The organism is Aeromonas sp. sif2416, assembly GCF_019218665.1.
Taxonomy (GTDB): Bacteria; Pseudomonadota; Gammaproteobacteria; order Enterobacterales; family Aeromonadaceae; genus Aeromonas; species Aeromonas encheleia.
The window spans coordinates 116,725-143,424 of record NZ_JAHUXC010000007.1; the positions used below are offsets into that span (position 1 = coordinate 116,725).

22 protein-coding genes and 1 tRNA gene are annotated in these 26,700 nt (G+C 62.1%); 7 read left to right on the plus strand and 16 right to left on the minus strand.

What is annotated here, in order from left to right; translation table 11 throughout:
* Window positions 1–92 precede the first annotated feature (92 nt).
* Complete coding sequence (locus tag KW821_RS14375) at window positions 93–932, plus strand: sterol desaturase family protein (RefSeq protein WP_218291925.1); 840 nt, start codon at window positions 93–95, stop codon at window positions 930–932.
* A 75-nt stretch (window positions 933–1,007) separates the two neighbouring features.
* Here KW821_RS14375 and KW821_RS14380 read toward each other — a convergent pair whose 3' ends face one another.
* From KW821_RS14380 to tadA, 9 genes are all read right to left on the minus strand, one after another.
* A complete protein-coding gene (locus tag KW821_RS14380; protein ID WP_218291926.1) occupies window positions 1,008–2,408 on the minus strand; it encodes a basic amino acid/polyamine antiporter in 1,401 nt (466 codons plus the stop codon).
* A 9-nt stretch (window positions 2,409–2,417) separates the two neighbouring features.
* A complete protein-coding gene (locus tag KW821_RS14385) occupies window positions 2,418–3,320 on the minus strand; it encodes a homocysteine S-methyltransferase family protein (protein ID WP_218291927.1) in 903 nt (300 codons plus the stop codon).
* A gap of 309 nt (window positions 3,321–3,629) precedes the next feature.
* Window positions 3,630–4,172 carry a hypothetical protein gene (locus KW821_RS14390; protein WP_218291928.1) on the minus strand — a complete coding sequence of 181 codons (543 nt, stop codon included), beginning with the start codon at window positions 4,170–4,172 and terminating at the stop codon, window positions 3,630–3,632.
* A 133-nt stretch (window positions 4,173–4,305) separates the two neighbouring features.
* Window positions 4,306–5,637, minus strand: a complete 1,332-nt coding sequence (locus KW821_RS14395; RefSeq protein WP_042654559.1) for a hemolysin family protein — start codon at window positions 5,635–5,637, stop codon at window positions 4,306–4,308.
* A gap of 192 nt (window positions 5,638–5,829) precedes the next feature.
* Window positions 5,830–6,540 (minus strand): phosphate signaling complex protein PhoU, encoded by a 711-nt coding sequence (gene phoU, locus KW821_RS14400; protein ID WP_025327511.1) that lies wholly within the window; start codon window positions 6,538–6,540, stop codon window positions 5,830–5,832.
* 90 nt (window positions 6,541–6,630) lie between these two features.
* Window positions 6,631–7,449, minus strand: a complete 819-nt coding sequence (gene pstB / locus KW821_RS14405) for a phosphate ABC transporter ATP-binding protein PstB (RefSeq protein ID WP_042654558.1) — start codon at window positions 7,447–7,449, stop codon at window positions 6,631–6,633.
* Window positions 7,450–7,625: 176 nt separating this feature from the next.
* Entirely contained in the window at window positions 7,626–9,275 is a 1,650-nt protein-coding gene (gene pstA / locus KW821_RS14410) for a phosphate ABC transporter permease PstA (RefSeq protein WP_042654557.1), read from the minus strand.
* 33 nt (window positions 9,276–9,308) lie between these two features.
* The gene (locus KW821_RS14415; protein WP_218291929.1) at window positions 9,309–11,546 is read right to left on the minus strand and encodes an ABC transporter permease subunit; all 2,238 of its coding nucleotides are present in this window, start codon (window positions 11,544–11,546) and stop codon (window positions 9,309–9,311) included.
* 204 nt (window positions 11,547–11,750) lie between these two features.
* Window positions 11,751–12,260: a tRNA adenosine(34) deaminase TadA gene (gene tadA, locus KW821_RS14420; RefSeq protein ID WP_218291997.1), complete on the minus strand. Its 510-nt coding sequence runs from the start codon at window positions 12,258–12,260 to the stop codon at window positions 11,751–11,753.
* Between the two features lie 277 nt (window positions 12,261–12,537).
* Between tadA and KW821_RS14425 the strand changes: the two genes are divergently transcribed.
* From KW821_RS14425 to aceA, 4 genes are all read left to right on the plus strand, one after another.
* Window positions 12,538–12,614, plus strand: a tRNA-Pro gene (locus KW821_RS14425).
* Between the two features lie 296 nt (window positions 12,615–12,910).
* Window positions 12,911–13,051, plus strand: coding sequence for a hypothetical protein (locus KW821_RS14430; protein ID WP_218291930.1), 141 nt, complete (start codon window positions 12,911–12,913; stop codon window positions 13,049–13,051).
* A gap of 707 nt (window positions 13,052–13,758) precedes the next feature.
* The gene (gene aceB / locus KW821_RS14435) at window positions 13,759–15,366 is read left to right on the plus strand and encodes a malate synthase A (RefSeq protein WP_218291931.1); all 1,608 of its coding nucleotides are present in this window, start codon (window positions 13,759–13,761) and stop codon (window positions 15,364–15,366) included.
* A gap of 72 nt (window positions 15,367–15,438) precedes the next feature.
* Window positions 15,439–16,752, plus strand: a complete 1,314-nt coding sequence (gene aceA / locus KW821_RS14440; RefSeq protein ID WP_218291932.1) for an isocitrate lyase — start codon at window positions 15,439–15,441, stop codon at window positions 16,750–16,752.
* A gap of 88 nt (window positions 16,753–16,840) precedes the next feature.
* Here aceA and hda read toward each other — a convergent pair whose 3' ends face one another.
* The 3 genes from hda to upp all read right to left on the minus strand — a co-directional run bounded on the left by hda (window position 16,841) and on the right by upp (window position 19,510).
* Complete coding sequence (gene hda, locus KW821_RS14445) at window positions 16,841–17,542, minus strand: DnaA inactivator Hda (RefSeq protein WP_033131154.1); 702 nt, start codon at window positions 17,540–17,542, stop codon at window positions 16,841–16,843.
* Between the two features lie 159 nt (window positions 17,543–17,701).
* Window positions 17,702–18,733, minus strand: a complete 1,032-nt coding sequence (locus tag KW821_RS14450; RefSeq protein WP_218291933.1) for a DUF2066 domain-containing protein — start codon at window positions 18,731–18,733, stop codon at window positions 17,702–17,704.
* Between the two features lie 150 nt (window positions 18,734–18,883).
* Window positions 18,884–19,510 carry a uracil phosphoribosyltransferase gene (upp, locus tag KW821_RS14455; RefSeq protein ID WP_005320172.1) on the minus strand — a complete coding sequence of 209 codons (627 nt, stop codon included), beginning with the start codon at window positions 19,508–19,510 and terminating at the stop codon, window positions 18,884–18,886.
* Between the two features lie 176 nt (window positions 19,511–19,686).
* Between upp and purM the strand changes: the two genes are divergently transcribed.
* On the plus strand, window positions 19,687–20,724 hold the full coding sequence (purM, locus tag KW821_RS14460; protein ID WP_218291934.1) for a phosphoribosylformylglycinamidine cyclo-ligase: 1,038 nt from the start codon (window positions 19,687–19,689) through the stop codon (window positions 20,722–20,724).
* Between the two features lie 32 nt (window positions 20,725–20,756).
* Window positions 20,757–21,395, plus strand: a complete 639-nt coding sequence (purN, locus tag KW821_RS14465; RefSeq protein ID WP_218291935.1) for a phosphoribosylglycinamide formyltransferase — start codon at window positions 20,757–20,759, stop codon at window positions 21,393–21,395.
* Between the two features lie 109 nt (window positions 21,396–21,504).
* On the opposite strand, the gene KW821_RS14470 is transcribed toward purN, so the two are convergent.
* The 4 genes from KW821_RS14470 to KW821_RS14485 form a co-directional block, all read right to left on the minus strand.
* Window positions 21,505–22,266 carry a Nif3-like dinuclear metal center hexameric protein gene (locus tag KW821_RS14470; RefSeq protein ID WP_218291936.1) on the minus strand — a complete coding sequence of 254 codons (762 nt, stop codon included), beginning with the start codon at window positions 22,264–22,266 and terminating at the stop codon, window positions 21,505–21,507.
* Window positions 22,267–22,376: 110 nt separating this feature from the next.
* Complete coding sequence (locus KW821_RS14475; RefSeq protein WP_218291937.1) at window positions 22,377–23,711, minus strand: sigma-54 dependent transcriptional regulator; 1,335 nt, start codon at window positions 23,709–23,711, stop codon at window positions 22,377–22,379.
* Window positions 23,712–23,891: 180 nt separating this feature from the next.
* The gene (locus KW821_RS14480) at window positions 23,892–24,926 is read right to left on the minus strand and encodes a PAS domain-containing sensor histidine kinase (RefSeq protein ID WP_218291938.1); all 1,035 of its coding nucleotides are present in this window, start codon (window positions 24,924–24,926) and stop codon (window positions 23,892–23,894) included.
* A gap of 105 nt (window positions 24,927–25,031) precedes the next feature.
* The gene (locus KW821_RS14485; RefSeq protein WP_042654879.1) at window positions 25,032–26,453 is read right to left on the minus strand and encodes a sigma-54 dependent transcriptional regulator; all 1,422 of its coding nucleotides are present in this window, start codon (window positions 26,451–26,453) and stop codon (window positions 25,032–25,034) included.
* Between the last annotated feature and the right edge of the window lie 247 nt (window positions 26,454–26,700).

Genomic DNA, 26,700 nt, shown 5'->3' on the forward strand with positions numbered 1-26,700 from the left:
GGGCGCCTACACGGCTCAGGGAATGAAATGTTAATGAAATTTTAAATTCATTCGGTATGCTGGAACCCAACTGGTCCAACCGGATGCATCACATGGATGTGCAACTGCTGCTGCTCTACCTCTCCCCCGTCTTTCTGGCCTTCATCGGCTGGGAGATGCTCTATCTGCGTAAACACGGGGCGGCCTTTCCCACCGCCACCTACCAGTGGCGGGATCTGTTTGCCAACGGGGCGCTGGCGCTGATGCATCAGGGCGGCGATGCGCTGGCGGCCATCGCCATCGCTTACTGTTATGACGCCCTCTGGGGCTGGCGGCTGTTCGATATCGAGCTCAACTTCTGGAGCGTACTGCTGCTGTTCTTGCTGCAGGATCTCTGTTACTGGCTGTTCCATTTCGCCAGCCACCATGTGCGCTGGCTCTGGGCCTCCCACGTGGTACACCACAGCTCCGAGCGGCTCAACCTCTCAACCGCCTTTCGCCAGAGCCTGATGTACCCCGTCTCCGGCATGTGGCTGTTCTGGATCCCGATGATCCTCATTGGCTTCCCGCCAGAGGCCGTGGTCGCCACCGTGCTACTGAGCCTGGGCTTCCAGTTCTTCGTCCACACCCAGGTGGTGGGCAAGCTTGGCCGGCTGGAGTGGGTCCTCAATACCCCCTCCCACCACAGGGTGCATCACGCCAGCAACGCCAAGTACATAGACCGCAACTTCGCCGGGGTGCTGATCATCTGGGATCGACTGTTTGGCACCTTCGTGGAAGAGGACCCCACCGAGCCTTGCCGGTTCGGCATCACCAAGCCCATCCGCAGCTTCAACCCCCTCACCCTCACCTTCCACGAGTGGCGCGACATGCTGCGCGAGGCCCGCGGCCTGCCCTGGCAGAAGAAGCTGAGGGTGCTGTTTGGCAAACCGGCCGGCCCCGGCAGCGCCTGAGTCAGAGCCTTGAAGCAGAGCAAAAAAGAGAGCGCCACCAGGGCGCTCTCTTTCATTGCCAGTCACAGACCCGAGTCAGACATGGACAAATGACCAGAGCGCGGGAATGAGGCTCACCAGGGTCATCCCGGCCAGCAGTCGCTCGCGGCCACTGAGCCGTTCGGCGCCAGCCAGCTGGCGGCGGCTGTAGAGAAACAGCAGCAGGCCCGGCCCGTACAGCAGCAACGACAGCAGCAGGTATTCCACCCCGGCGGCATAGAGCAACCAGAGGCCGTAGCCGCTCGACAGCAGCGCCACCGCCCGCATCAAGCCATTGCCCTGCCCACTCAAGGAGAGCTTGAGCAGGAACAGGCCGATCAGCAGATAGGGCACCAGGATCATCGAGGTGGAGATGAGCAGCAGACTAGTATACCCCTTGCCGAGCAGCCACACCAGCAACAGGCAACCCTGCACCGTCAGGCTGGTGAGCCAGAGGGAGGCGATGGGGGTGCCATTGTGGTTCTGGCGCCGGAAGATGGCCGGAAAGGCGCCGTGGCGCGCCGCACTGAACGGCACCTCGGCCGAGAACAGGGTCCAGCTCACGTAGGAGGCCAGCACCGAGACGATGAGGCCGACACTGATCAGCAGCTTGCCCCAGGAGCCGGTCATCTGGGCCATCAGTCCCGCCATGGAGGGGTTGGGCAGGGCCGCCAGCTCGGGTCTGCTCAATATCCCCAGCGCCAGCACCGAGATGAGCACATAGAGCAGCAGTGCCAGCACCACCCCCAGCACGGTGGCCGTGCCCACATCCCGCCTGTTCCTGGCGCGGGCCGACAAGACGGCCGCCCCTTCGATGCCGGTAAAGACCCAGAGGGTGATGAGCATGGTGTTGCGCACCTGCTCGGAGACAGGCACCGCCAGTGTGCTGCCCCCCTGATCCGCCGCGAAGGTCATCGGGTCGAACCAGTAGCAGGCGAACAGGATGAACAGCAGCAACGGCAGGCTCTTGGCCAGGGTCGCCACCAGATTGAACAGGGCCGCCTGTTGCACGCCGCGGGCCACCAGCAGATGCACGGCCCAGAGGATGCAGGACTCGCCGATGAAGGCGGCCAGGGTGTTGCCCTCGCCAAACCAGATGTGCTCTGGCGTGTCGACGAAGCTGCCGAGGGCGGCGAAGGCGATCACCAGACAGCCCACCACGCCTATGGTGGCGCACAGCCAGTAGCCCCAGGCGGAGAAGAAGCCCACCAGATCGCCAAAGCCGGCGCGGGCATAGCTGTAGATGCCGCCATCGAGATCGGGCCTTAGCCGCGACAGATAGAGAAAACTCGCGGCCAGCGCCAATATGCCCACCCCGGTGACGCCCCAACCGATCAGCACGGCCCTGGCACCGGCCACCTCGGCCATGTTCTGGGGCAGGCTGAAGATACCCGCCCCCACCATGGAGCTGAACACCAGGGCGGTGAGGGACCAGAGGCCTATTTTGCTCTCTTTCATATGCTCTCCTTAGCGCAGCCGACTGGCCAGGGCCTGAATATGCTCGGGGCCTATGCCGCAGCAACCGCCGATGAGAGAGGCCCCCACGGCGCGCCAGCGCTCGGCCCAGCCGAGGTAATACAGCGGGCCCAGATCGGCGCGGATCTCGTCCAGACCGTCGTTGGCGGTCGCCTCCTTGGGCTGGGGCGGAAAAGCGTTGGCATAGGCACCGAGGCGAATATCCCCTCGCCCCAGCGCCTGCAATCTGGCGCCGGCCACCGCCAGCGCGGCCTCGATCACCTCGGGCTGACAGCAGTTGAACAGGATGGCATCCACTCCGACCCCGACCAGCGCTGTGACGGCATCCACCACCCGCTCGCCGGAGCGAAGCAGGGGCTCGCGCCCTGGCGTCTCGTCCTCCAGGGTGAAGGAGACCCAGAACGGCTTGCCATCCGCCGGCAACAGCGCCTTGAGCGCCAGCGGCTCGGCGATCAGGCTCATGGTCTCGGCCAGCCAGATGTCCACCTGAGGCGCCAGCGCCCGAATGAGCGGCGCCGCCAGCTCGCTCACCCTGTCCGCCTCGAACAAGTCGGCACGGTAAGAGCCAAACAGCGGCGGCAAGGATCCCGCTACCTGCACGGCGCCATCCTGCTCATCGGCCACGTCGCGAGCCAACTGGCCCGCCAGCGCCGCCAGCGTTTCCCCCTCGGCGGCAAAGCGCTCGGCGCCGATATGAAACGGCACCAGCGCATAGCTGTTGGTGGTGATGACACGGGCACCGCTGGCTACATAGGCCTGATGCACCTCGCGCACCGTCTGCGGCGCCTCCATCAGCGCCAGCGCCGACCACTCGGGCTGGCGAAACGGCGCGCCCCGCCGTGCCAGCTCACGCCCCATGCCACCGTCCAGTACCCACAATGCCTGTGTTTCCATCTGTCCTGTCTCTTTGTTTTTCTGTGTTTGTCTGTTGTGTACCCGGCCATGTCCTGCGGCGATGCGTCGCCGTCGATGTGAATTCGGCACCCCGGGGAATTAGCCATAAAAACATACGGATGTTTAGACGGCCAAAACAAGATAAGACAAAGCCGAGCCGACGGCAATCGGTATCACCGGAAATCAGCCGGCAGAAGATGGGGTAACGCAGCGAAAGCGACAGAAGGCAGAAGGCAGAAGGCAGAAGGCAGAAGGCAGAAAAGAGTGAGGCCACCCTGGGGTGGCCTCACTCTTATCTGTGGTGACGGTTTAGCGCCCCGCCAGCACCCGCTTGGTCTGCTTGACCCAGTCGGAGACACGTCCCTGCTGGGGCAGGCCTTGCCAGATCTGCTCCCACTGGGCCGGGCTCAGGGGGCGACCCAGCCTGCGTTGCACCCCGGCATAGAGGTAGTCATGGGCCGTGGTACGCGCCTGAGCGGAGGTGAGGAACTTAGGCACGGGATCCGTCAGTCGCACGTCCCGCATGCCGAGCAGCGGGTAGTCGCTGTGCACCGCCGCCAGCATGGTCTCGCGCATGGCGGACTCGATGTAGCCACGGGCAAACAGGGCCGTCACCGACTCCAGGGATCCCTGCTCCGGCCCCTGATACTCCTCATCGAACACCGGGCTTGGCTCTGCCACGGCGCTTTGCACCACGGCGTCGGGATCCGGCTGCGGCACCACGACGGCGACCTGGGGGGCTGCGGGCTTGGCCGCGGCGGCGGGCTTGCGGGGCGCGCTCTGGCTGCAGGCCCCCAGGGCGATGGCCAGCGCCACACAGGCCAGCGCACGGGAATAAGACGGCATCTTCATGACTCCTGAACGACCTTCTCGGTCACTATGGGTTCCTGGTGGTCCTGCGGCTCATCCCGGCCCGGTCCACCACTTCACACTTATCGTCAACGCATTCTAACGAAAACCGGCCCACTTGGGTCAAGCTTCCCGATCAGACCGCCGGATGTGACTCCTGCGCCAGCTTGTCGCTCGCGATGGGTTCGACCCGGGTGACCAGCAGCTGATCGATCTTGTAGCTGTCGATGTCCACCACTTCGAACTTGTAGCCCGCGTATTTCACCGAGTCGGTGCGCTTGGGGATCTTGCGCAGCATGAACATGATGAAACCGGCGATGGTCTCGTAGTTCTGGTTCCCCGGGAACTCCTCGATGTCGAAGGCCCGCATCACGTCGGAGATGGGGGTGACCCCGTCCACCAGCCAGGAGTTCTCATCCCGCTGCACTATCTGCTCTTCCATCGCATGGGTGGCCCACTCGCCCATGACGGTGCTCATCAGATCGTTCATGGTGACTATCCCCACCACCAGGGCGTATTCGTTCATCACCACGGCGAAGTCGCCCCGATGATTCTTGAAGTACTCCATCGCCTCGTAGAGGTTCAGGGTGTCGGGGATGATGATTACGCTCTGCACCAGGGAGCCGCTGTTGAGATCGATGCTCTGGCCGCTGATGACGCGGATCAGCAGCTCCTTGGCGTCGACGAAGCCCTTGATGCTGTCGAGGTTGTGGTCACACACCAGGAACTTGTTGTGGGGGTGCTCGGCGATCTTGGCCTTGATGCTCTCTTCGCCCTCTTGCAGGGTGAAGTAGATGAGGCTCTCGCGGGCCGTCATGGCGGAGGTGACGCCGAGGGATTGCAACTCGAACACGTTCTCGATGAGCTGATGCTCCTCACGCTGGATGACCCCCGCCTCGGCGCCCGCATCCATCACCGCATAGATGTCGTCCGAGGTGATCTCGTCGTTGCGGATCATGGAGACCCGCAGCAGGCGGAACAACGCGTTCGCCATGCCGTTGAAGAACCACACCAGCGGCATCAGCAGGGTCACGCACAGCAGCATGGGACGCACCACCACCACGGCAACCCGCTCCGGCATGCTCATGGCGAGGCGTTTGGGCATCAGGTCGGCGATCAGGATAAAGAGGCTGGTGACGACCACGAAAGAGACGACCGAGCTTATCTGGGAGAGCCAGGGGCCCTGATAGAAGCTGGTGATGAAGGTCTTGATGGCCGGGTTCAGGGCGGATTCGCCCAGGATGCCACCCAGGATGGCGACGGTGTTGAGGCCTATCTGCACCACGGTGAAGAAGTTACCCGGCTGGGCCTGCAGCGCCAGCACTTTTTCGGCATGGCGGTTTCCCTCGTCGGCCATCACCTGCAACTTGATCTTGCGGGAGGCGGCGAGAGAGATCTCGGAGAGGGAGAAGAACACGCTGCCGGCTACCAGCAGCATTAAAAAGAATAAACTATCGGCAAAACTCATGATTGACCTATTGCGACAGCCGCCTTAGCACAAGACGGCAAACTGGGCCCGGGATACCAGACCGTGAGTCCATCCGGGACTCACACAGGGGCAGTATTCTAGCAGAAAAGCGCCCATTGGGTGGCGTTATCTTAACCTGTCGCCCAATGCAACAAAAAAGGCGCTCAATGCGCCTTTTTATTCATTTCTGACTCAATGCTTGCCGAGCAGGTCGCTCAGTTCATCGGCCTTGGTGTGGCGTACGTCCTTGCCCTTGACGTAGTAGACGATGTACTCGCAGATGTGCTGGCAGCGATCGCCGACCCGCTCGATGGCCCGCGCCGCCCACAGCACGTTCAGTACCTGGGGAATGGTGCGCGGATCTTCCATCATGTAGGTCATCAGCTCGCGGATGATGGACTCGTACTCCCGATCCACCTTGTCATCTTCCTTGTAGACGGCGATGGCCGCCTCCAGATCCATGCGGGCGAAGGCGTCGAGCACGTCGTGCAGCATCTTGATGGTGCGACGGCCCATGTTCTCGAGCGACACCAGCGGCGGCTGCGGCTTGTTGGCGTTGTCGGTCAGCATGCGGGCGATCTTGTCCGCCACGTCGCCGATGCGCTCCAGATCCGTGATGGTCTTGATGATGGCCATCACCAGTCGCAGGTCGGACGCGGTCGGCTGACGCTTGGCGATGATGCGGGTGCACTCCTCGTCGATGGCCACTTCCATGGCGTTGACCTTGTGGTCGTTCGCCACTATCTTGCGCGCCGCGTCCAGATCCTGGATGTGGATGGCCGAGATGGCGTCGGTCAGCTGCTGCTCCACCAGACCGCCCATCACCAGCACCTGGTTGCGCACGTTCTCGAGCTCGGCATTGAACTGACCGGAGATGTGTTTATTGAGGTTCATATTGTCCATACAAATAATCCTTGTTGCTCCGATTATGCCTTAGCCGTTGAACCGACCGCCAATCTGTTTCTGGTCGTGCATGTCAGTCATCCTCATCTCTTAGCCGTAACGACCGGTGATGTAGTCTTCGGTCTTCTTCTTGGCCGGGGTGGTGAAGATGGTGTTGGTGTTCGAGTACTCGATGAGCTCACCCATGTACATGAAGGCGGTCTGATCCGACACCCGCGCCGCCTGCTGCATGTTGTGGGTCACTATCACCACGGTGAACTGGCTCTTGAGCTCGTTGATCAGCTCCTCGATGGTGAGGGTCGAGATGGGGTCGAGCGCCGAGGTTGGTTCATCGAGCAGCAGCACTTCCGGCTCGATGGCGATGGCACGGGCGATCACCAGCCGCTGCTGCTGACCACCGGACAGCCCGAACGCATTGTCGTGCAAGCGATCCTTCACCTCGTCCCACAGCGCGGCGCCGCGCAGTGAACGCTCGGCAGCCTCATCCAGGGTGCGTCTGTCGTTGATGCCCTGCAGGCGCAGGCCATAGACCACGTTCTCGTAGATGGACTTGGGGAATGGGTTCGGGCGCTGGAACACCATGCCCACCTGACGGCGCAGGGCGGAGACATCCACGCTCTTGTCATAGATGTTGTGGCCGTGCAGCTGGATTTCCCCCTCGATGCGGCAGATCTCCACCAGATCGTTCATCCGGTTGATGCAGCGCAGCAGGGTCGACTTGCCGCAGCCGGATGGGCCGATGAAAGCCGTCACCTGCCCTTTCGGGATCTTCATGTTGACGTTGAACAGCGCCTGCTTGTTGCCGTAATACAGGTTGAGATCCTTGACCTCCAGCGCGGTCTGTTCCGGGCTCAGGTTGAGCAGGTCCAGGGCGGTATGCTGGGTCGAAGTCGGTGTTACGTTGATCATCTGTTACCTCAAATCAGTCCAGGGTGGCCGGATACACTCCGGCGACCATCATGCTGTTGATGGCAGCCGCTGGGCCACGCATCTCTTGTCTCAGGGGTGGCCGGATTAATGTTCCAGCGACCGGAATTTCTCGCGCAGGTGGTTGCGGATACCCATGATGCCCGTCAGGTTCATCATCAGTGCTCCAAAGAGCGGAATTTCTCGCGCAAGTGGTTACGAATACCGATGGCCGTCAGGTTCAGGCCGACGATCACCGTCACCAGCAGGAACGAGGTGGCATACACCAGGGGCCGCGCCGCCTCGACGTTCGGGCTCTGGAAGCCGACGTCGTAGATGTGGAAGCCGAGGTGCATGAACTTGCGCTCCACGTGCAGGTACGGGAAGTTGCCATCCATCGGCAGGGTCGGAGCCAGCTTGACCACCCCCACCAGCATCAGCGGTGCCACTTCACCCGCCGCCCGGGCTATCGCCAGGATGAGGCCTGTCATAATGGCCGGGCTCGCCATGGGCAGCACTATGCGCCACAGGGTCTCGGCCTGGGTGGCCCCCAATGCCAGGGAGCCTTGACGTATGGTGCTCGGAATTCGGGCCAGCCCCTCTTCGGTGGAGACGATCACCACCGGCAGGGTCAGGATGGCCAGGGTCAGCGCCGACCAGATGACACCGGGGGAGCCAAAGGTCGGGCTCGGCAGCGCTTCCGGATAGAACAGCTGGTCTAACGAACCACCGAGCGTGTAGACGAAGAAGCCGAGGCCAAACACGCCGTATACGATGGAGGGGACCCCCGCCAGGTTGATCACCGCGATGCGGATGATCTTGGTCAGGTTATTCTTGCCCGCATACTCGTGCAGGTAGACCGCCGCCACCACCCCGAGCGGGGTGACGATGACCGCCATCAGCAACACCATGAACACGGTGCCGAAGATGGCCGGGAACACGCCGCCCTCGGTGTTGGCCTCACGGGGATCGTCTGAGACGAACTTGCCGATCTGATGGAACCAGTGTCCCACCTTGGCCGGCAGGCTCATGTCGTTGGGCCATACCACATCCAGCACCTTGGACATGGGCATGGTGATGAGCTCGCCACGCATGTCCTTGACCGTGATGGCGTCCCGATCCGCCTCGCTGCGCAGGGAGAACAGCTCCTTCTCCAGCACCTGATAACGATCGTTCAGCGCCTGACGCTGCGCGGCGAGATCCGCCTTGAGCGCCTCGGTCAGCTCGTCCTCCAGCTCGGCCTTGCGCTCCTTGAGGCGCAGTCGCTCCAGCTGATAGTTGATGCTGCCGATATCACCCTTTTGCAGATCGTTGGCCTGTTCGGAGAGCGCGTTGGCACGGGCCAGCACCCGCTGCAGGGCGGGATGCAAGTCCTGGCTCAGCTCGCGGCCATCCTCCTTCACCCCGACGATGTAGCCGTAGAAGTTGCCGTTGGTGGTGCGCTCCACCATGGCCAGCTCGGCCGGCTGGGTCCGGGACTTAATGTCGGTCTCCAGCACCCAGCGGAAATCGAGGTCGACGAACTCGCGGTTGCCGGTCTTGACCAGATAACGGGTCAGCTGCTCACGCTCCTCCCCTTCCAGCGCCTGGCCGGCGGAGCGCAACCGCTCGACCGGCACCAGCTCGCGATCGTTGATCTCGCCGATCAGCACGCTCTTGTTGCCGCTGGCGTCTTCCAGCTGCCATTCGTAGATGGGGTGAGGCCAGAAGTAGACCAGACCACGCCAGCCGATCAGCAGCAACAGACCCAGTACCGCCACCAGACTCAGGCTGACGGCGCCGCCTGTCATCCAGATCCAGGGGGCCCCTGATTTAAACCACTTACCCATTGTTGATTCCTTGTCCATATACAGAACGGCCCCTTACAGAGAGCTGTATTTTTCGCGCAACCGCTGACGAATGAACTCGGCCAGGGTGTTGAACATAAAGGTGAATACAAACAGGACGAAGGCCGCGAGGAACAGCACCCGGTAGTGGGAACTGCCCACTTCCGACTCCGGCATCTCCACCGCGATGTTCGCCGCCAGGGTGCGCAGCCCCTGGAACATGGAGAAGTCCATGATGGGGGTATTGCCGGTCGCCATCAGCACTATCATGGTCTCGCCCACGGCGCGGCCAAGGCCCATCATCACCGCCGAGAAGATGCCCGGACTCGCGGTCAGGATCACCACCCGGCTCAGGGTCTGCCAAGGGGTGGCGCCGAGCGCCAGAGACCCTTGAGTGAGGTGCTTGGGCACCGAGAACACAGCATCCTCGGCGATGGAGAAGATGGTGGGTATGACCGCGAAGCCCATGGCGATGCCGACCACCAGGGAGTTGCGCTGGTCAAACTTGATGCCCATCTCGTGGGTCAGCCAGATGCGGGAATCCCCGTGCATAAAGGCGTTCTCGATGAGCGGGCTCAGGGCGAAGGCCCCCCAGCCGATCAGCAGCAGCACCGGAATGAGCAGAATGGCGTGCCAACCGTCAGGCAACCAGGAGCGGCCACGCTCCGGCAGGTAGTTCCAGGCCAGCGCGGTCAGCAACATGCCCATCGGCAGCAGGATCAGCAGCAGTATCACCCCGGGCAGCGAACCCTCGATGATGGGGGCGAGCCAGAGACCGGCCAGGAAGCCCAGGATCACGGTCGGCAGTGCCGCCATGATTTCCACCGTCGGCTTGACGTATTTGCGCAGCCCCGCCGACATGAAGTAAGCGGTGTAGATGGCACCGGCCACCCCGAGCGGCACCGCGAACAGCATGGCGTAGAAAGAGGCCTTGAGGGTCCCGAACACCAGCGGCACCAGGCTCAGCTTGGCCTCGAAGTCGTTGCTGGCGGAGGTCGATTGCCACACATACATGGGCTCGGGATAGCCCTCGTACCACACCTCTTGCCACAGAGCCGACCAGGTCACCTCGGGGTGCTCGTTCTCGACGTCGAACAGCTTGAAGGTGTTCTCCTGCTGCATCAGCAACAGGTTGTGGCGGGGGGAGATGGCGAGCGCCGCCAGGGCACCGCCCTCGATCTTCTCGCTCAGCAGCTTGGACTCGCCGGTGGCGTGGAAGAAGCTGACGGTACCGTCCTTGGCGCCGCTGATGAAGCCCTTGCGAAAGTGCTCGGGGGTCAGCAGGTCGACCGGACCATCGCCCTTGAAGTCGCGGATCTGGGCGAACTGGCGCTTGCCATCCTTCGCCACTTCGAACCACTGGGAGATGACACCGTTGTCGTTGCCCACCAGCAGGGAGGAGGCGCCGGAGAGCAGCTCGACCTTGGTCACGTTGGCGTTGGGGGCATTGATCTCCATGACGTCGCGCAGGGAGATGTCGCTGAGATTGTGGATGTCATAGATCGACAGGCGGTTGCCTTCGCGCACGAACAGGATGCGCAGGTTGGGGGTCAGCAGCATCTGATCCACGTGGCGCGGCAGGGAGGGAATGGCGTAGTTCTGGCTGCTCCACTCAACTTCGCCGGAGAGGAAGTTCTCCTCGCCGCTCAGCACCGTCATCACGCCACGACCATCCTCGGTCACGGCGGCGGCGGCCATCTTGTCCTTGGTCGCCTCGAACACCATGCCCTTGAGCGCCTTGCCCTGGGGATCGACCACCATGGGCTCCTCACCGAAGGGATACTGCAGGCTGGGTTCGATGACGCGCACGTCGTCGGGATAGGAGACCTTGAAGTAAGGCTGGACGACCTGCGCCTTGCCATCGGCAAAGCCGTAGGCGATCAGCTTCTGACCAGGGGCCGGCGTCGCGACCGCGGTGATCTTGCCCGCGATCTGGGCCTGACCCAGCACCTGACCCACCTTGAGGTTGCCATCGTGCTGCACGGCGAAGAAGCTGACCTGACCCTGATCGCTGAAGCGATAACCGATCTCGTTCTGTTCTTCGACGCCGAGCCAGGCGGTCTTGCCCTGCACCGGCAGGGTAAAGGAGGAGGTCGCTTCCATGCTGGCGCCATTGAAGATGGGTTTCACCACATAGAGCAGATAGAAGAAGATAAGCAACAGGGCCACCAATACCAGACCACCGCCTGTGGTGACCCCGTACTTGGCCAACTTGTCCTTGATCCGGCGTTTTCTACTGCCCGCCATGACCAGGTTGATCGATTCCGATGACATGCAAAACCTCAATGTGAGCTAGGCTTGGCGGCATTATATGGCGGTTGCATGACAGTTTTGTTACATCGAGGCGCAGGCAGAGAGGTTATTGCTGAGGAAAATGGTCGCGGTGAAATGGGGCCAACCCTTTGTTTGTACGAGGTGTTTGGACTAGGGTACTGGACCCATCATTCAGTGAGGGGCAGACCGCTCCCCTCGCAGGGGTCAGGACGCGGCGTCGCTCGCCTGTTTTGCCGCCAGTTTTGCCGCCTTCTGCTCGGCCCGGCGCCGCTTGAAGAAGGCCGAGAGCTGGGCCGAGCAGGCATCCGCCAGCACGCCGCCACGGATCTCCACCCTGTGATTGTGCCGCGAGTCCTGCAGGATCTCGAACACCGAGCCCGCGGCCCCAGTCTTGAGATCCCGCGCCCCGTAGACCACTCGCCTGACCCGGCTGTGGATGAGGGCGCCGGCGCACATGCAGCAGGGCTCCAGCGTCACATAGAGGGTGGTGTCGAGCAGCCGATAGTTCGCCAGTCGGGTACCGGCGGCGCGGATCGCCATGATTTCCGCGTGGGCGCAGGCATCGTGCTCGCTGATGGAGCGATTCCAGCCCTCGCCTATCACCTCGTCCCCCAACACCAGCACGGCGCCGACCGGGATCTCGCCGATCCCCTCCGCCTTGCTGGCCAGCGCCATGGCATGCTGCATCCAGCGCTCATCCTGGGTGATCTGCATCTCGGCTGTTCTCTTCTCTGCTGATTCCACGCCCGCTCCTCTTAGGTTTCTATCCGTATTCACAACTCAGACGGCTTGGTGCCCATATGCCACCCGCCGCCGCGGCCGGATGCCGCCATCTCGGGTGGGCGGCGATTATGCCAAATCTCCCGCCATGGCCCAAGTTGCATCTTGTCTGCGCAATAAAGAAGCAATCGGCATCTCCCTGATAAAAAAGGAGTTGCGCCCACTTGCTCAGATCATTAGACTTCCCTCCGTCAGATCGAACTGACCTCGTCGGTGTGTAGCGCAGCCAGGTAGCGCATCTGCATGGGGTGTAGAGGGTCGGAGGTTCGAATCCTCTCACACCGACCATTTTCCCCGAGAAATAGCCCAGTCCCACGACTGGGCTATTTTTTTATCCCCAGATCTCCCTCTACTTTCCTCCCTATTCTTGTTTGTCCCCTTTCCTCCTTTATCTGCTTCACCGCGCATCCCCATCTCCTGCACCCGGCCCCTCGGGAGCGGCATGATTTTTATACAGAACCACTTGAAGCTTTTACAAAGTGTCGCTAGGATACGCCACTTTTCCGCCGGCCATTCAGACAGGGAGGTGGGCATCAGGGTGAGGGAGTCACCAACCGGCTTGCAATCCAATGAGGCAAGCATCCATGACCCAAGCTGTTGAACTTCAACCCGATCAGCCCCTTATTCCGTCACCGCATCCCGACATCGAAGCCACCGACGCCGAACCGGGCAACATGGTGCAGCTCGATGTGATCGATCTCGCCGCCCCGGACGATGACTATTGAGCCGGCCAATGAGCCCCTCTCCCCGCCTGCCAGATGGTGGATCCATGGCCAATTCTGCTACTCCGCACCGCCCTTTCCCCCGGCCAAATCCGGTCGACTAAAAAAACAACAAAATGCTAAATAGACGCAGGTTATTGGCATTATTCACTACCTGCATCCCCTCCCATCCCTCCCCTCTCCCCACAGCTCGCTGATACAAACCTACGTTATTGCTCGTCATTTCAACGACAGGGGCCCCAGACCCCCATCCGCTCCATGCATCCGGATCCAGTTTTAAACAACAGTTCACCATTCAATGCCTGCAGGAGCTAGACGCCAACGGCATTTGCAGGATGTATTTCATACAGATGTTTTTGCAAAGCCTGGAGTAAGGTCGGGATTTGTTTTTGCATTGGTAATTTTATTACGTAATAAATTACATTTTTCATGCTGGAGACAGTCCCCGTTCCCTTCGCCTGAACGGGTGCCTGGCCAAGAGCATAACCATCTAGCTAGAGCTTTTACATCAATCAAATAAATCCATTAAAAACATCAACTTAAATACCAGTCAAAAACACCCGTTTTAAAAATTAGGTTGACGAACCAAGCATTATTTTGCACCTTATGAGTCGTGTTACCCCGCTGTTACGGGGAGTTTAAGAGAAACGGATATAGACGTTAGTCGTAGTTAGTAAGTTCAAAATGTAACTTTCAAAGGAGTGAAACCTATGTCGGCACCGGCCCAGACCATCAGCAGCCACCGTCTGCGCATCCAAGGCGAGATGCTTCCCGATTACGCGCAGATCCTGACGCCGGATGCGGTGGCCCTGGTGTCCGAACTGGTGGAACGCTTCGCTCCTCAGCGCAATGAACTGCTGAAACAACGGGTGGCTCGCCAGGCCCGCATCGATGGCGGCGAATTGCCGGACTTCCTGCCCGAAACCGCCCACATCCGCGAAGGCAGCTGGACGGTGCGTGGCATCCCTGCCGATCTGCAAGACCGCCGTGTGGAGATCACCGGACCGGTCGAGCGCAAGATGGTCATCAACGCCCTCAACGCCAACGTAAAAGTGTTTATGGCGGACTTCGAAGACTCCCTGGCACCGGCCTGGAATAAGGTGATCGAGGGCCAAATCAACCTGCGCGACGCGGTCAATGGCACCATCTCCTACCAGAGCCCCGAGGGCAAATCCTACAGCCTCAAGGCCGATCCGGCGGTGCTGATCTGCCGGGTGCGCGGCCTGCACCTGCCGGAGAAACACGTCACCTTCGACGGCGCCCCCATTCCCGGCGGCCTGTTCGACTTCGCGCTCTACTTCTTGCACAACCATCAGGCGCTGCTGGCCAAAGGCTCAGGCCCCTACTTCTACCTGCCCAAGCTGCAGAGCCATCTGGAGGGGCGCTGGTGGAGCGAGGTGTTCGCCTGGACCGAAGACAAGTTCGGGCTGCCCCGCGGCACCATCAAGGCCACCGTACTCATCGAAACCCTGCCGGCGGTGTTCGAGATGGACGAGCTGCTCTATCAGATGAAGGATCACATAGTCGCGCTCAACTGCGGCCGCTGGGACTACATCTTCAGCTACATCAAGACGCTCAAGGATCATGGGGACAGGGTGCTGCCGGACCGCCAGGTGGTCACCATGGACAAGCCCTTCCTCTCCGCCTATTCACGCCTGCTGATCAAGACCTGTCACCAGCGCGGTGCCCTGGCCATGGGTGGCATGGCCGCCTTCATCCCCGCCAAGGATCCGCTCGTCAACGAGCAGGTGTTCGCCAAGGTCAAGGCGGATAAGGAGCGGGAGGCCCACAACGGTCACGACGGCACCTGGGTGGCTCACCCCGGCCTCGCCGATACCGCCATGGCGGTATTCAACGCCGCCATACCGGCCGACGCCAAGAACCAGATCGGGGTATTGCGTGAACAGGATGCCCCCATCACCGCCGCCGACCTGCTGGCCCCCTGCGAGGGTGAGCGCACCGAGGCCGGCATGCGCACCAATATCCGGGTCGCCCTGCAATATCTGGAAGCCTGGATCGGCGGCAACGGCTGCGTGCCCATCTACGGTCTGATGGAAGACGCGGCCACCGCCGAGATCTCCCGCACCTCCATCTGGCAGTGGATCCGCCACGGCAAGAGCCTCTCCAACGGCAAGGTGGTGACCAAGGCGCTGTTCCGCCAGATGCTGGCCGAGGAGCAGGAGGTGGTCAAAGCCGAGCTGGGCGATGCCCGCTGGCAGGCCGGCCGCTTTGCCGAGGCGAGCGAGCTGATGGAGCAGATCACCTGCGCCGACACCCTGATCGATTTTCTGACGCTGCCCGGTTACGAGCGGCTCTGAATCCGGGCCCCGGGCGGGGCTCGTCCATAACAAATCAATGGAAACGTGAAATCAATGAAAGAGGGAACTGATATGGCACTGACCCGTGAGCAACAGATCCAGGCTATCGAGAAAGACTGGGCAGAGAACCCCCGCTGGAAAGGGATCAAACGCGGCTACAGCGCCGAAGACGTGGTGAACCTGCGTGGCAGCCTGCAGCCGGTACATACCCTGGCCCAGCGCGGTGCCGACAAGCTGTGGGAGCTGATCCACGGCGGCGCCAAGAAGGGCTACGTCAACTGCCTCGGCGCCCTGACCGGCGGCCAGGCGGTGCAGCAGGCCAAGGCGGGCATCGAGGCGATCTACCTCTCCGGCTGGCAGGTGGCGGCAGATAACAACCTTTCCTCCACCATGTACCCGGATCAGTCCCTCTACCCGGCCAACTCGGTACCGTCCGTGGTGGAGCGCATCAACAACTCCTTCGCCCGCGCCGACCAGATCCAGTGGGCCAACAAGCTGGGTCCGCAGGATGCCGGCTTCATCGACTACTTCCTGCCCATAGTGGCGGATGCCGAAGCCGGTTTCGGCGGCGTGCTGAACGCCTTCGAGCTGATGAAGAACATGATTGAGGCGGGCGCCGCCGGCGTGCACTTCGAAGATCAGCTGGCCTCGGTCAAGAAGTGCGGCCACATGGGTGGCAAGGTGCTGGTCCCCACCCAGGAAGCGGTGCAGAAGCTGGTCGCAGCACGTTTGGCAGCGGATGTCTGCGGCACCACCACCCTGGTGATCGCCCGTACCGACGCCAATGCCGCCGACCTGCTGACCACGGACGCCGACCCTTACGATGCCGGCTTCCTGACCGGTGAGCGCACCGCAGAAGGCTTCTACAAAGTGCAGGCGGGTATCGAGCAGGCCATCTCCCGCGGCCTGGCCTATGCCCCTTACGCCGACATGGTGTGGTGTGAAACCGCCAAGCCGGATCTGGACGAGGCGCGCCAGTTTGCCGAAGCCATCAAGGCCCAGTACCCGGACACCATACTGGCCTACAACTGCTCCCCCAGCTTCAACTGGAAGAAGAACCTGGACGATGCCACCATCGCCCGCTTCCAGCAGGAGCTGTCCGACATGGGCTACAAGTACCAGTTCATCACGCTCGCTGGAATCCACAACATGTGGTTCCACATGTACGAGCTGGCCTACCAGTACGCCCGTGGCGAGGGGATGAAGCACTACGTCGAGATGGTGCAGGAGCCGGAATTTGCCGCCGCCAGCCGTGGCTACACCTTCGTGGCGCACCAGCAGGAAGTGGGCACCGGTTACTTCGACAAGGTGACCACCGTCATTCAGGGTGGCCAGTCGTCCGTCACGGCACTGACCGGCTCCACCGAGGAAGATCAGTTCCACTGATGACCGCATAACGCGAACAAAAACCCCGGCCTGGTGCCGGGGTTTCTTTTTTTGCGCGTGAGACATGAAACGGGGCAATACCGCCGGGTCAGAGCTCGAGGATCTCCTTGACGAAGGGGATGGTGAGCTTGCGCTTGGCGCGAAAGGAGGCGTTATCGAGTTGATTGAGGGTAGCGAGCAGGGTGCGCATGTCGCGTGACAGCCGATTGAGCAGGAAGCGACCCACATCGATGGGCAGCTTGAAGCCCCGCAGTTCGGCGCGCAGCTGCAGGGCGCTGAGCTTGCCCTCATCGTCCAGCTCGTCGAGGTGGAAACTCACCCCCCAGTCGAGGCGCGAGGCGAGATCCGGCAGTTGCAGCCCCAGCTTGCGCGGGGCGCTGCAGCCGGTCACCACCAGGGTGCCCTCACCTTTCTCTTTCCAGCGATTGTAGAAGTCGAACAGGGCTCGCTCCCAGAGCGCATTGCCGGCGATGGCCTCCAGGCTGTCGAGGCAGACCAGCGGCAGGCTCTCGAGGGCATCGAGCATGCTGGGATCCAGCTGTTCAAACTGATCCAGGGAGAGATAGGCCGCGGCGGCATCGCGGGCGTTGACCTCGGCGCAGGTGGCGTGCAGCAGGTGGGAACGCCCCGAGCCCTTGGCTCCCCAGAAATAGAGGAAAGGCGCGCCCTGACCGATGGCCGCGTTCTTGAGGGCGGTGATCAGATGGGCATTGTTGCCGGGATAAAAACTGACGAAGGTTTCATCATCCGGTAATTGTACGGCTAAAGACAGTTGGGCCGGTTGCTTCACTCGTTGGGCTTTGACTGTGACATTTGTGCCCAAGTGTATCATCGCCGCGGCAGATAGAGAACCGCCCGGACTCGGCCGGGCGGTTTGGATCCTCAATAAAGATCGGCAGTGCGACCATTGGTAACGCAGACTGCGCGCATTATCTTCGGCTGCAGAGGATCAGGGCTGTGCCCATTGGTAGCGCAAACCGCTCTCATTGTCTTCGATCTGGCGCAGGCGGCTCTCCAGTTGCAGACCGCGTACCAGCTCGGCCTTGTCACCCTGCAGGGAGAGGTTGAAGGTGACCTTGTCCCCCTCCAGCTTGCCGATCGTCACCTTGGTGATGCTGGCCATGCCCTGCAGCATCTTCTGCACCGTGATCATGCCATCGATGCCGGACAAGCCTTCCACCACCAGGGTCTGGCTGGAGGCCACGCCGGACAGGCGGGTGCCGTATTGTTGCACCAGCCAGCCGGCCAGCGCATCGGCCATCCCCTGCGCCACCTCGCCCTGGGAGCCTGAGCCGACGCCCTTGGTCAACTCCGCCAGCTCACCGCCCGCCTTGGGACCATAGAGACCCCAGTCGATGCTCCATTTCCCCTCCTCTTTGTCACCCTCCGGCGTCAGCTTGCCCAGCACCACCATCTCGGCACCGTAACGCTGGCTCGCCTGGAGAATGGGATCGGCGAAGCGGCCCCAGACGTCGGTGGCGTTGACCGCCATGTTGTCATCGAGATCCATCAGCGGAATGCTGACTGGCAGGCCCATGGCCTGGCTCTGGGCACGCAGCGCGGCGGCCCAGCCATCGCTTGACTGATCCGGCAGTATGCGGCGCTCCCCTTCATCGACCACCAGCCAGATCGCCATCTGCGGCCGGGCGGGGCCAAGCAGGGGGAACTTGCTCTGGGCGATCAGGGCGTTGACCTTGGTGACGTCGAAATCGGCCTTGAGGAACTTGACCGGCCCCAGATCCTGGTAACCGTAGTGCTGTACATAATCGCCCGGCGCGGCCAGTGCCTTGACCACCGCCGGCTGGGTGAGGATGTCGCGTCGGCCGGTTACTTTAATCAAGACATCGCCCAGTGCCTGGGTCTGGGCGGCCGCCATGTCACCGCTGGTCGGCGCCTTGCCCTGATAGAGATCGGTCACCTGGGCGGCCGACACCATCAACGACAGGGAGCAGCAGAGGAGCGTCACTAAGCGTTTAAGCATAAAGAAGATTCTCGAAATGGGAGATGGTGCTTATGGTAGCGGCAAGGCGCGCTTCCCAGCAAGACGGGGGACTGTATAAACAGCGAAGCCGGCGAGATGCCGGCTTCGTTTTCCCCCTCTCACGAGCAGAAGGGGCTATGGCATCAGGGTTTATTTGGTGCCGAAGATCTTGTCACCGGCATCGCCCAGACCAGGCACAATGTAGCCCTTCTCGTTCAGGCCCTGATCGACGGAGGCGCAGTAGAGCTCCACGTCGGGGTGAGCGGCTTCCAGCGCCTTGATGCCTTCCGGCGCGGCGACCAGCACCAGCACCTTGATGGACTGGCAGCCCTTCTTCTTGAGCAGGTCGATGGTGGCAATCATGGAGCCGCCGGTGGCCAGCATGGGGTCGATCACCAGGGCCAGACGCTCTTCGATGTTGCTGACGATCTTCTCGAAGTAGGGAACCGGTTGCAGGGTCTCTTCATCGCGGTAGATGCCGACCACGCTGACGCGGGCGCTTGGCATGTGCTCGAGCACACCGTCCATCATGCCAAGACCGGCGCGCAGGATGGGCACCACAGTGACCTTCTTGCCCTTGATCTGGTCAACTTCCACTGGCCCGTTCCAGCCATCGATGGTAACTTTCTCGGTTTCGAAGTCAGAGGTCGCTTCGTAGGTCAACAAACTGCCCACTTCTTTGGCCAGTTCACGGAAACGCTTGGTGCTGATATCGCCTTCACGCATCAGCCCGATCTTGTGCTTGACCAGGGGGTGTTTGACTTCAACGACTTTCATTATTATCTCCTCTAACCTGCCGCGAAAAAATCGCGGAATCATACAACAAAAGCCGCCGCTTGTGGAGCTTTTCCACGCAAAAACGCGCAAACGATTTCCTTTCTGCTTTTACCCCGCCGCTGGTAGAATACGCCCCGAATTTTACCCTCCACTTCTTCATATGACGGGGAATACGCGTGACTGACAAAACCTCACTGAGCTACAAGGATGCTGGCGTGGATATCGATGCCGGCAATGCACTGGTTGAACGTATCAAGGGCGTGTCAAAACGCACTCGTCGTCCTGAAGTCCTTGGTGGTCTTGGCGGCTTTGGGGCCCTGTGTCAAATCCCTGCGGGCTACAAGGAGCCGGTGCTGGTCTCGGGCACCGACGGGGTGGGCACCAAGCTGCGTCTCGCCATCGATCTGAAAAAACACGACACCGTCGGCATCGATCTGGTGGCCATGTGCGTCAATGACCTGATAGTGCAAGGCGCCGAGCCGCTGTTCTTCCTCGACTACTACGCCACCGGCAAGCTGGATGTGGACACCGCCGCCGCCGTGGTGACCGGCATAGGTGCCGGTTGCGAGCAATCCGGCTGCGCCCTGGTGGGCGGCGAAACCGCCGAGATGCCGGGCATGTATGAAGGGGAAGACTACGACATCGCCGGTTTCTGCGTCGGTGTGGTGGAAAAGAGCGAGATCATCGATGGCAGCAAGGTCGGCGAAGGGGACGCCCTGATCGCCCTGGCCGCCAGCGGCCCCCACTCCAACGGCTTCTCCCTGGTGCGCAAGATCCTGGAAGTCTCCAAGGCCGACGTGCACCAGCCGCTGGGTGAGACCACCCTGGCCAACGCCCTGCTGGAGCCGACCCGCATCTATGTGAAGCCGGTGCTCAAGCTCATCAAGGAGTGCGAGATCCACGCGCTGTCCCACATCACCGGCGGCGGCTTCTGGGAGAACATCCCCCGCGTGCTGCCCGCCAACACCCAGGCGGTGATCGACGAACAGAGCTGGCAGTGGCCGGCGGTGTTCGGCTGGCTGCAGCAGGCCGGCAACGTCACCCGTCACGAGATGTACCGTACCTTCAACTGCGGCGTCGGCATGATCATCGCCCTGCCCGCGGATCAGCTGGACAAGGCGCTGACCCTGCTCAAGGCCGAAGGCGAGAACGCATGGCACATCGGCCATATCGCCAAGGCAGCCGATGGTGAGGAGCAGGTCATCATTCAATGAATGACCGGATCAACAGCCAAATGACCTCCCCTATGAAACGCATCCTGGTACTCATCTCCGGCAGCGGCAGCAACCTGCAGGTCATTCTCGACAGTTGCGCCAGCGGCAAGATAGCGGGCCAGGTGGTCGGCGTCATCAGCAACAAGGCCGATGCCTATGGTCTGGTGCGCGCTCAGGAGGCCGGGGTGGCCACCTCCATCCTGGCCCAGCAGCAGTTTGCCAGCCGGGCCGAGTATGACGTCGCCCTGCAGGCGCTGATGGCAGACTATCAGCCGGATCTGGTGGTGCTGGCCGGCTTTATGCGGATCCTGAGTGCCGATCTGGTGCGCCACTTCGCGGGGCGGATGATCAATATCCACCCCTCCCTGCTGCCCAAGTATCAGGGGCTGCACACCCACCAGCGCGCCATCGAGGCGGGGGACAGCGAGCACGGTGCCAGCGTCCACTTCGTCACCGAAGAGCTGGATGGCGGACCGGTGATCCTGCAGGCCCGGGTGCCCATCTTCGAAGGGGATGACGCAGACGAGGTGGCGGCCAGGGTCCAGGCCCAGGAGCACAGCATCTACCCGCTGGTGGTGCAGTGGTTCTGCCAGGGGCGGCTGCGGATGCAGGAGGGCACCGCCCTGCTGGATGGCGTGGCGCTCGGCCCGGCGGGCCATGCCTGCGAGTAGCCGCTAATCACAGCATGCAAAATGTAACAAGGGAGGCTTCAGCCTCCCTTGTCATTTCTACCTATTGCTGCGGTCACGTCCGATTACGCCGCTACGCGGCTAATCGAACCTAGACAGGATTGTCGATATCGATAAAGGTCACCTCCAGCCCGTGCACCGTCGCCAGCCACTCCCCCAGCGCCTTGATGCCGTAACGCTCGGTGGCGTGATGGCCGGCGGCGTAGAAGTGCATCCCCATCTCGCGGGCGGTGTGGATGGTCTGCTCGGAGGCCTCGCCGGAGATGAAGGCATCGATGCCCTGCTCCGCCGCCAGGTTGATGTAGCTCTGACCACCGCCGGTGCACCAGGCCACTGAGCTGATGAGTGCGGGGCCGCTGTCACCGCAGTGAAGCGGCTCACGGCCGAGTCGCTCAGCAATAAGCTTTGCGAAATCGCTGCCGCTCATGGGCTGCTCCAGCTTGCCCACAATGGCCACGCTCTTGCTGTTCCAGGGCTCCAGGCCACGGCGCACCTTGATGCCGAGCAGCTTGGCGAGCTGGGCGTTGTTGCCCACCTCGGGGTGCACATCCAGCGGCAGGTGATAGGCAAACAGGTTGATGTCGTGGGTCAGCAGGGCCTTGAGGCGGCGCTGCTTCATGCCAGTGATCTGGGCCGGTTCCCCGCTCCAGAAGTAGCCGTGATGCACCAGGATGGCGTCGGCATCCAGCGCCACGGCCGCATCGATCAGGGCCTGGCTGGCGGTGACGCCGGTGACCACCTTGCGGATGCGCTCGCGCCCCTCCACCTGCAGGCCATTGGGACAGTAGTCCTTGATGGCATGGGGCTCGAGCAGGTGGTTGAGCACGGTTTCCAGTTTTCGATGAGAGATCATAAGGGTCCCCTAACACAGTCAGACCCCGCGCCTGCAGGCAGCGGCAAGGGTCCTGGGTTCAAATCGTCAGGCCCCCATGATAATCGAGCCGGGCCGTCAAGGCCATGCGCTCAGGCGGGCAGCTCGATGCCGGCGTCCCGCATCTGGGCCAGCTTGTAGCGCAGGGTGCGCGGGCTGATGCCGAGCCGGTCGGCGGCATCCTTGCGGCTGCCGCTGCACTCCTGCAGGGTGTCGAGGATGATCTGATGCTCCTGCAGCTTGAGCTCGCCGCCCAGGCCCTCCCCCGTCAGGCGCTCAGCCGGGCGCACCAGCGCCTCGTCCATCTCCTCCAGGATCAGCTGCGCCGTGCCAATCACCCCATCCGGGCTCAGGATCAGGGCTCGCTGCATCACGTTGTCGAGCTCGCGTACGTTGCCGGGCCAGGAGTGGGCCAGCAGGCGCTCGCGCGCATCCGCCTCCAGCTGCGGCGCCGGCAGCCCCTGCTGACCGGCATGGAGCGCCAACAGGTGCTCGGCCAGCGGCAATATGTCGCCCGGTCGCTCCCAGAGCGAGCTCCAGCGCAGCGGGAAGACGTTGAGCCGGTAGTAGAGATCCTCACGAAACAGCCCGTCCTGCACCGCCTTCTTGAGGTCGCGATTGCTGGTGGCGATGACCCGCACGTCGAGGGGAATAAGCTTGCGGCTGCCGAGCCGCTCCACCTCTTTCTCCTGCAACACCCGCAGCAGCTTGGCCTGCAGCCCCAGATCCATTTCGGTGATCTCGTCGAGCAGCAGGGTGCCGCCCTGGGCCTGCTCGAACTTGCCGGGGCAGCCTTGCACCGCCCCGGTGAAGGCGCCCTTCTCGTAGCCGAACAGGGTCGCCTCCAGCATGTTCTCCGGGATGGCGGCGCAGTTGATGGCGACGAAGCTCTGCTCGGCCCGGCTGGAGTTGTCGTGGATGTAGCGGGCCAGCACCTCTTTGCCGGTGCCGCTCGGCCCGGTCACCATGACGGTGGCCTCGCTCCTCGCCACCCTGGTCGCCAGCTGGAACAGCTCGGCGGTCTTGGGATCCCCGTACACCACGGCCCGCTTCTCGATCTTCTGAGGCGGTACGTAGCGGCTGACCTGGTTGAGCAGCACCTCGGGGGAGAACGGCTTGGCGAGGTAGTCGATGGCGCCCTCGCGCATGGCGCGCACCGCCCCGTCGATGTTGGCATGGGCCGTCATCAGCAGCACCGGCACCTGGGGATACTGCTGGCGGATGTTGGCCAGCAGGGTCAGGCCATCCATGCCCCCCATCTGGATGTCGGAGATGACCATGTCGATGCTCTGGCGCGACAGGGTCAGCAGGGCCCGCTCGCCGCTGTCCGCCTCGCGGCACTCGTAGCCGCCGAGCAGCAGGGTATCCACCAGCGCCTCGCGCAGGCCGCTGTCATCTTCCACCACCAGGATCCGGGCCTGAGTCATGCTACACCTCCCACCACGGCCAATATGGCCTCATCAATATTCACTGACATTGGCCAAACGGCATCGCCACCGGCGCTCAACAGGGATCCGACATGGCTCATGCCACACCTCCCACCACAGCCAATATGGCCTTATCGACATTCATCACCGCAGGCCGGATGGCCTCGGCCGACATAGGGTTCATGCCACACCGCCAAGCCGCATCGCTTGCTGATGCAGGGGGAACGACAGGGTAAAACAGGTGCCCTCACCGGGGACCGAGGCCACGCCGACCTCCCCCTGATGAGCACGCACCACGGATTGCACCACCGCCAGCCCCAGACCGGTGCCCTGGGAGCGGGTGGTGAAGAAGGGTTCGAAAATCTGATTGAGCAGTTGGGCGGGTATCCCCTTGCCGTTGTCGAGGATGCGCATCTCCACCCGGGCGCCGCTGCGCACCGCACTCACCAGCAGGGAGTCGGCCCCGGCCTGCTGGGCGTTGGCGATCAGGTTGTTGATGGCACCGGCCAGGGCGCTGCTGTTGGCGAGCAGGCAGAGATCCGGCTCCGGCGCCTCTATATGCAGCGTGCAGCCCTGCTGCTGGCAGAACGCCTCGGCGCCAGCCTGCACCTCCGCCAGCAGCCCCTGTACCGAGACGGAGGCGACCACCTGGTTGTCGCCGTTGCGGGCAAACAGCAGGATGTCGCTGATCTGCTTCTCCAGGTCTTGCAGCCTGGCCATCAGCTTCTGCTGGAACAGGGTGCGCGACTCCGGCTTGAGGGTGCGGTTGGCGAGGTTGGCCGCATAGAGCATGGCGGCAGAGAGCGGGGTGCGGATCTGGTGAGCCAGGGAGGCGGCCATGTTGCCGAGGGCCGACAGCCGCTTCATGTGGTTGACCCTGTCTTGCAACTGGCGGGTCTCGGTGAGATCGGTGATGAACACCAGCTGGCCGGGCTGATCCGGCAAGGGCTGGGTCGAGAGCTGCACCCGGCGCCCATCGCTCAGGGAGATCTCGTGACCGTCATCCTCGCGGGGCTGGAAACAGCGGGCGATGATCTGGCGCCAGGACTGGCCCTCCAGCGGCTCCCCCAGCAGGGCCAACGCCGCCGGGTTGGCGCGGGTGATCCGACCCTCCCCATCGAGCAGCAGCACGCCGGTCGGCAGCGCCGTGAAGATGGCATAAAGCTGGCTCACCTCGTGTGACTGAAGCGGGTTGTCCTGCTGCAAGATTGTCATAAACCTGACCTCAAACTGGGTTTGGGATCAGGCTATTCAATTTCCATGCCAGTAAAATAACAGCTATATATCAATAGATTGCATATAGGTGTCAAAGCATTGACCTCAGGCTTCCTTGCTCATGCCGTATTTCTTCATCTTCTCCACCAGGGTGGTGCGGCGCATGCTGAGCAGGTCGGCGGCGCGGGCCACCACCCCCTCCTGGGTTTCCAGGGCCTGGCGGATCAGCTCTACCTCGAGGTCGGCCAGCATCTCCTTGAGATTGACCCCCTCCAGTGGCAACTGCATGGGGAGCACGATAGCGCTGCCGGGCTCCGGCTCGGGGAGGCTCTGGAACACGGCTGCCAAGGCATCGCGCTCATCCATCTCGGTGAGCCGCTCGTCCCTGGGTTCGCAGGGCAGCAGGCGGTAGCGACCCGGCAAGTCCGCCACGTCGACGATCTGGTTGGGGTAGAGGATCAACAGCCGCTCGATGAGGTTCGACAGCTCGCGCACGTTGCCGGGCCAGGCATATTGCATCAGGGATTCCATGGCGCGCTGGGTCAGACGAATGAGTCCCCTGTGCTGCTCCGCATGGCGATTGAGCAGCTCCTGCAGCAACAAGGGGATGTCGTCGGATCGCTCGCGCAGCGGCGGCGTTTCGATGGGGAAGACATTGAGGCGGTAATAGAGATCCTCGCGGAAACCCTGGGTGCGGATCAGCGCCTCCAGATCCCGGTGGGTCGCCGCTATCACCCGCACGTCCGCCTGTACCGGCTTGCTGCCGCCGACCCGATCGAACAGGCGCTCCTGCAGCACCCGCAGCAGCTTGACCTGCATCGGCAGTGGCATGTCGCCGATCTCATCGAGGAACAGGGTACCGCCCTGAGCCAGCTCGAAGCGGCCGCGACGGGCGGCGATGGCGCCGGTGAAGGCCCCCTTCTCGTGGCCGAACAGCTCGCTCTCCAGGAGCTCCGCCGGGATGGCGCCGCAGTTGATGGGGACGAAGGGGCCACTGCTGCGGGAAGAGAGTTCATGGATGGCGCGGGCCACCACCTCCTTGCCGGTACCGGACTCCCCCAGGATCAGCACGTTGGCGTCGGTCTCCGCGACCTGACTGATGAGGCGACGCACCGCCTGGATCCCCTTGCCCTTGCCCACCAGCAGTCGCAACAGGGTCTGCCCTTTGTCGTGTTGCTGTTGACGCGGGTGCAGGGAGATGAAGGCCTGGCAGAAATGCAGCTGGCGAGTCAGGGACTCGTACGTGAAGGGAGCGTCTGAGCCACCAATGAAGTTGCAGTTGGGGTGATCGGCCTGTATCAGGGAGAGAAACGGGATGCAGGGAAAGGCGGTCAGCAGTTCTCCGAGCGAACGTTCCATCAGCTCACCGGTCAGGATCCCCTGCAGCGGACCGGACGATTCGATGGCCACATCGAGTTCGGTTTCTACCACCTCCTGCCAGGGGATCCCCATGAACGAGAGCACAGTACCCAGTTGCTGACGTCGCCGTTCATCGGCATCGACAAGCAATACCCCCATCGCCATCATATCCATCTGTCTTACCACCTGAAGCCAAGTTGTTGTTTTTCCGTGCTTATTATTATAATTTTTAGTGTTTGTTGTTATTTCCGTGCCGATAGAGACAGACACGCACGTCATGTGAGGCGCACAAAGTGCCAAAATTATGGCGCGTTGTCAAAAGCTGTCGCGATCGATTCCTGTCGGCGGGACAGCGATCACAATCAGACAGTTTGTGTCATCGAAGAGGCAAAAATAGGTGGGAACCGGGAAAACA

Excerpts from the sequence above, each read along its gene's own strand:
- KW821_RS14375 (WP_218291925.1), top strand. The coding sequence starts at position 93 with ATGGATGTGCAACTGCTGCTGCTCTACCTCTCCCCCGTCTTTCTGGCC.
- KW821_RS14380 (WP_218291926.1), bottom strand. The coding sequence starts at position 2,408 with ATGAAAGAGAGCAAAATAGGCCTCTGGTCCCTCACCGCCCTGGTGTTC.
- KW821_RS14385 (WP_218291927.1), bottom strand. The coding sequence starts at position 3,320 with ATGGAAACACAGGCATTGTGGGTACTGGACGGTGGCATGGGGCGTGAG.
- KW821_RS14390 (WP_218291928.1), bottom strand. The coding sequence starts at position 4,172 with ATGAAGATGCCGTCTTATTCCCGTGCGCTGGCCTGTGTGGCGCTGGCC.
- KW821_RS14395 (WP_042654559.1), bottom strand. The coding sequence starts at position 5,637 with ATGAGTTTTGCCGATAGTTTATTCTTTTTAATGCTGCTGGTAGCCGGC.
- phoU (WP_025327511.1), bottom strand. The coding sequence starts at position 6,540 with ATGGACAATATGAACCTCAATAAACACATCTCCGGTCAGTTCAATGCC.
- pstB (WP_042654558.1), bottom strand. The coding sequence starts at position 7,449 with ATGATCAACGTAACACCGACTTCGACCCAGCATACCGCCCTGGACCTG.
- pstA (WP_042654557.1), bottom strand. The coding sequence starts at position 9,275 with ATGGGTAAGTGGTTTAAATCAGGGGCCCCCTGGATCTGGATGACAGGC.
- KW821_RS14415 (WP_218291929.1), bottom strand. The coding sequence starts at position 11,546 with ATGTCATCGGAATCGATCAACCTGGTCATGGCGGGCAGTAGAAAACGC.
- tadA (WP_218291997.1), bottom strand. The coding sequence starts at position 12,260 with ATGCAGATCACCCAGGATGAGCGCTGGATGCAGCATGCCATGGCGCTG.
- KW821_RS14430 (WP_218291930.1), top strand. The coding sequence starts at position 12,911 with ATGACCCAAGCTGTTGAACTTCAACCCGATCAGCCCCTTATTCCGTCA.
- aceB (WP_218291931.1), top strand. The coding sequence starts at position 13,759 with ATGTCGGCACCGGCCCAGACCATCAGCAGCCACCGTCTGCGCATCCAA.
- aceA (WP_218291932.1), top strand. The coding sequence starts at position 15,439 with ATGGCACTGACCCGTGAGCAACAGATCCAGGCTATCGAGAAAGACTGG.
- KW821_RS14450 (WP_218291933.1), bottom strand. The coding sequence starts at position 18,733 with ATGCTTAAACGCTTAGTGACGCTCCTCTGCTGCTCCCTGTCGTTGATG.
- upp (WP_005320172.1), bottom strand. The coding sequence starts at position 19,510 with ATGAAAGTCGTTGAAGTCAAACACCCCCTGGTCAAGCACAAGATCGGG.
- purN (WP_218291935.1), top strand. The coding sequence starts at position 20,757 with ATGAAACGCATCCTGGTACTCATCTCCGGCAGCGGCAGCAACCTGCAG.
- KW821_RS14470 (WP_218291936.1), bottom strand. The coding sequence starts at position 22,266 with ATGATCTCTCATCGAAAACTGGAAACCGTGCTCAACCACCTGCTCGAG.
- KW821_RS14475 (WP_218291937.1), bottom strand. The coding sequence starts at position 23,711 with ATGACTCAGGCCCGGATCCTGGTGGTGGAAGATGACAGCGGCCTGCGC.
- KW821_RS14480 (WP_218291938.1), bottom strand. The coding sequence starts at position 24,926 with ATGACAATCTTGCAGCAGGACAACCCGCTTCAGTCACACGAGGTGAGC.
- KW821_RS14485 (WP_042654879.1), bottom strand. The coding sequence starts at position 26,453 with ATGATGGCGATGGGGGTATTGCTTGTCGATGCCGATGAACGGCGACGT.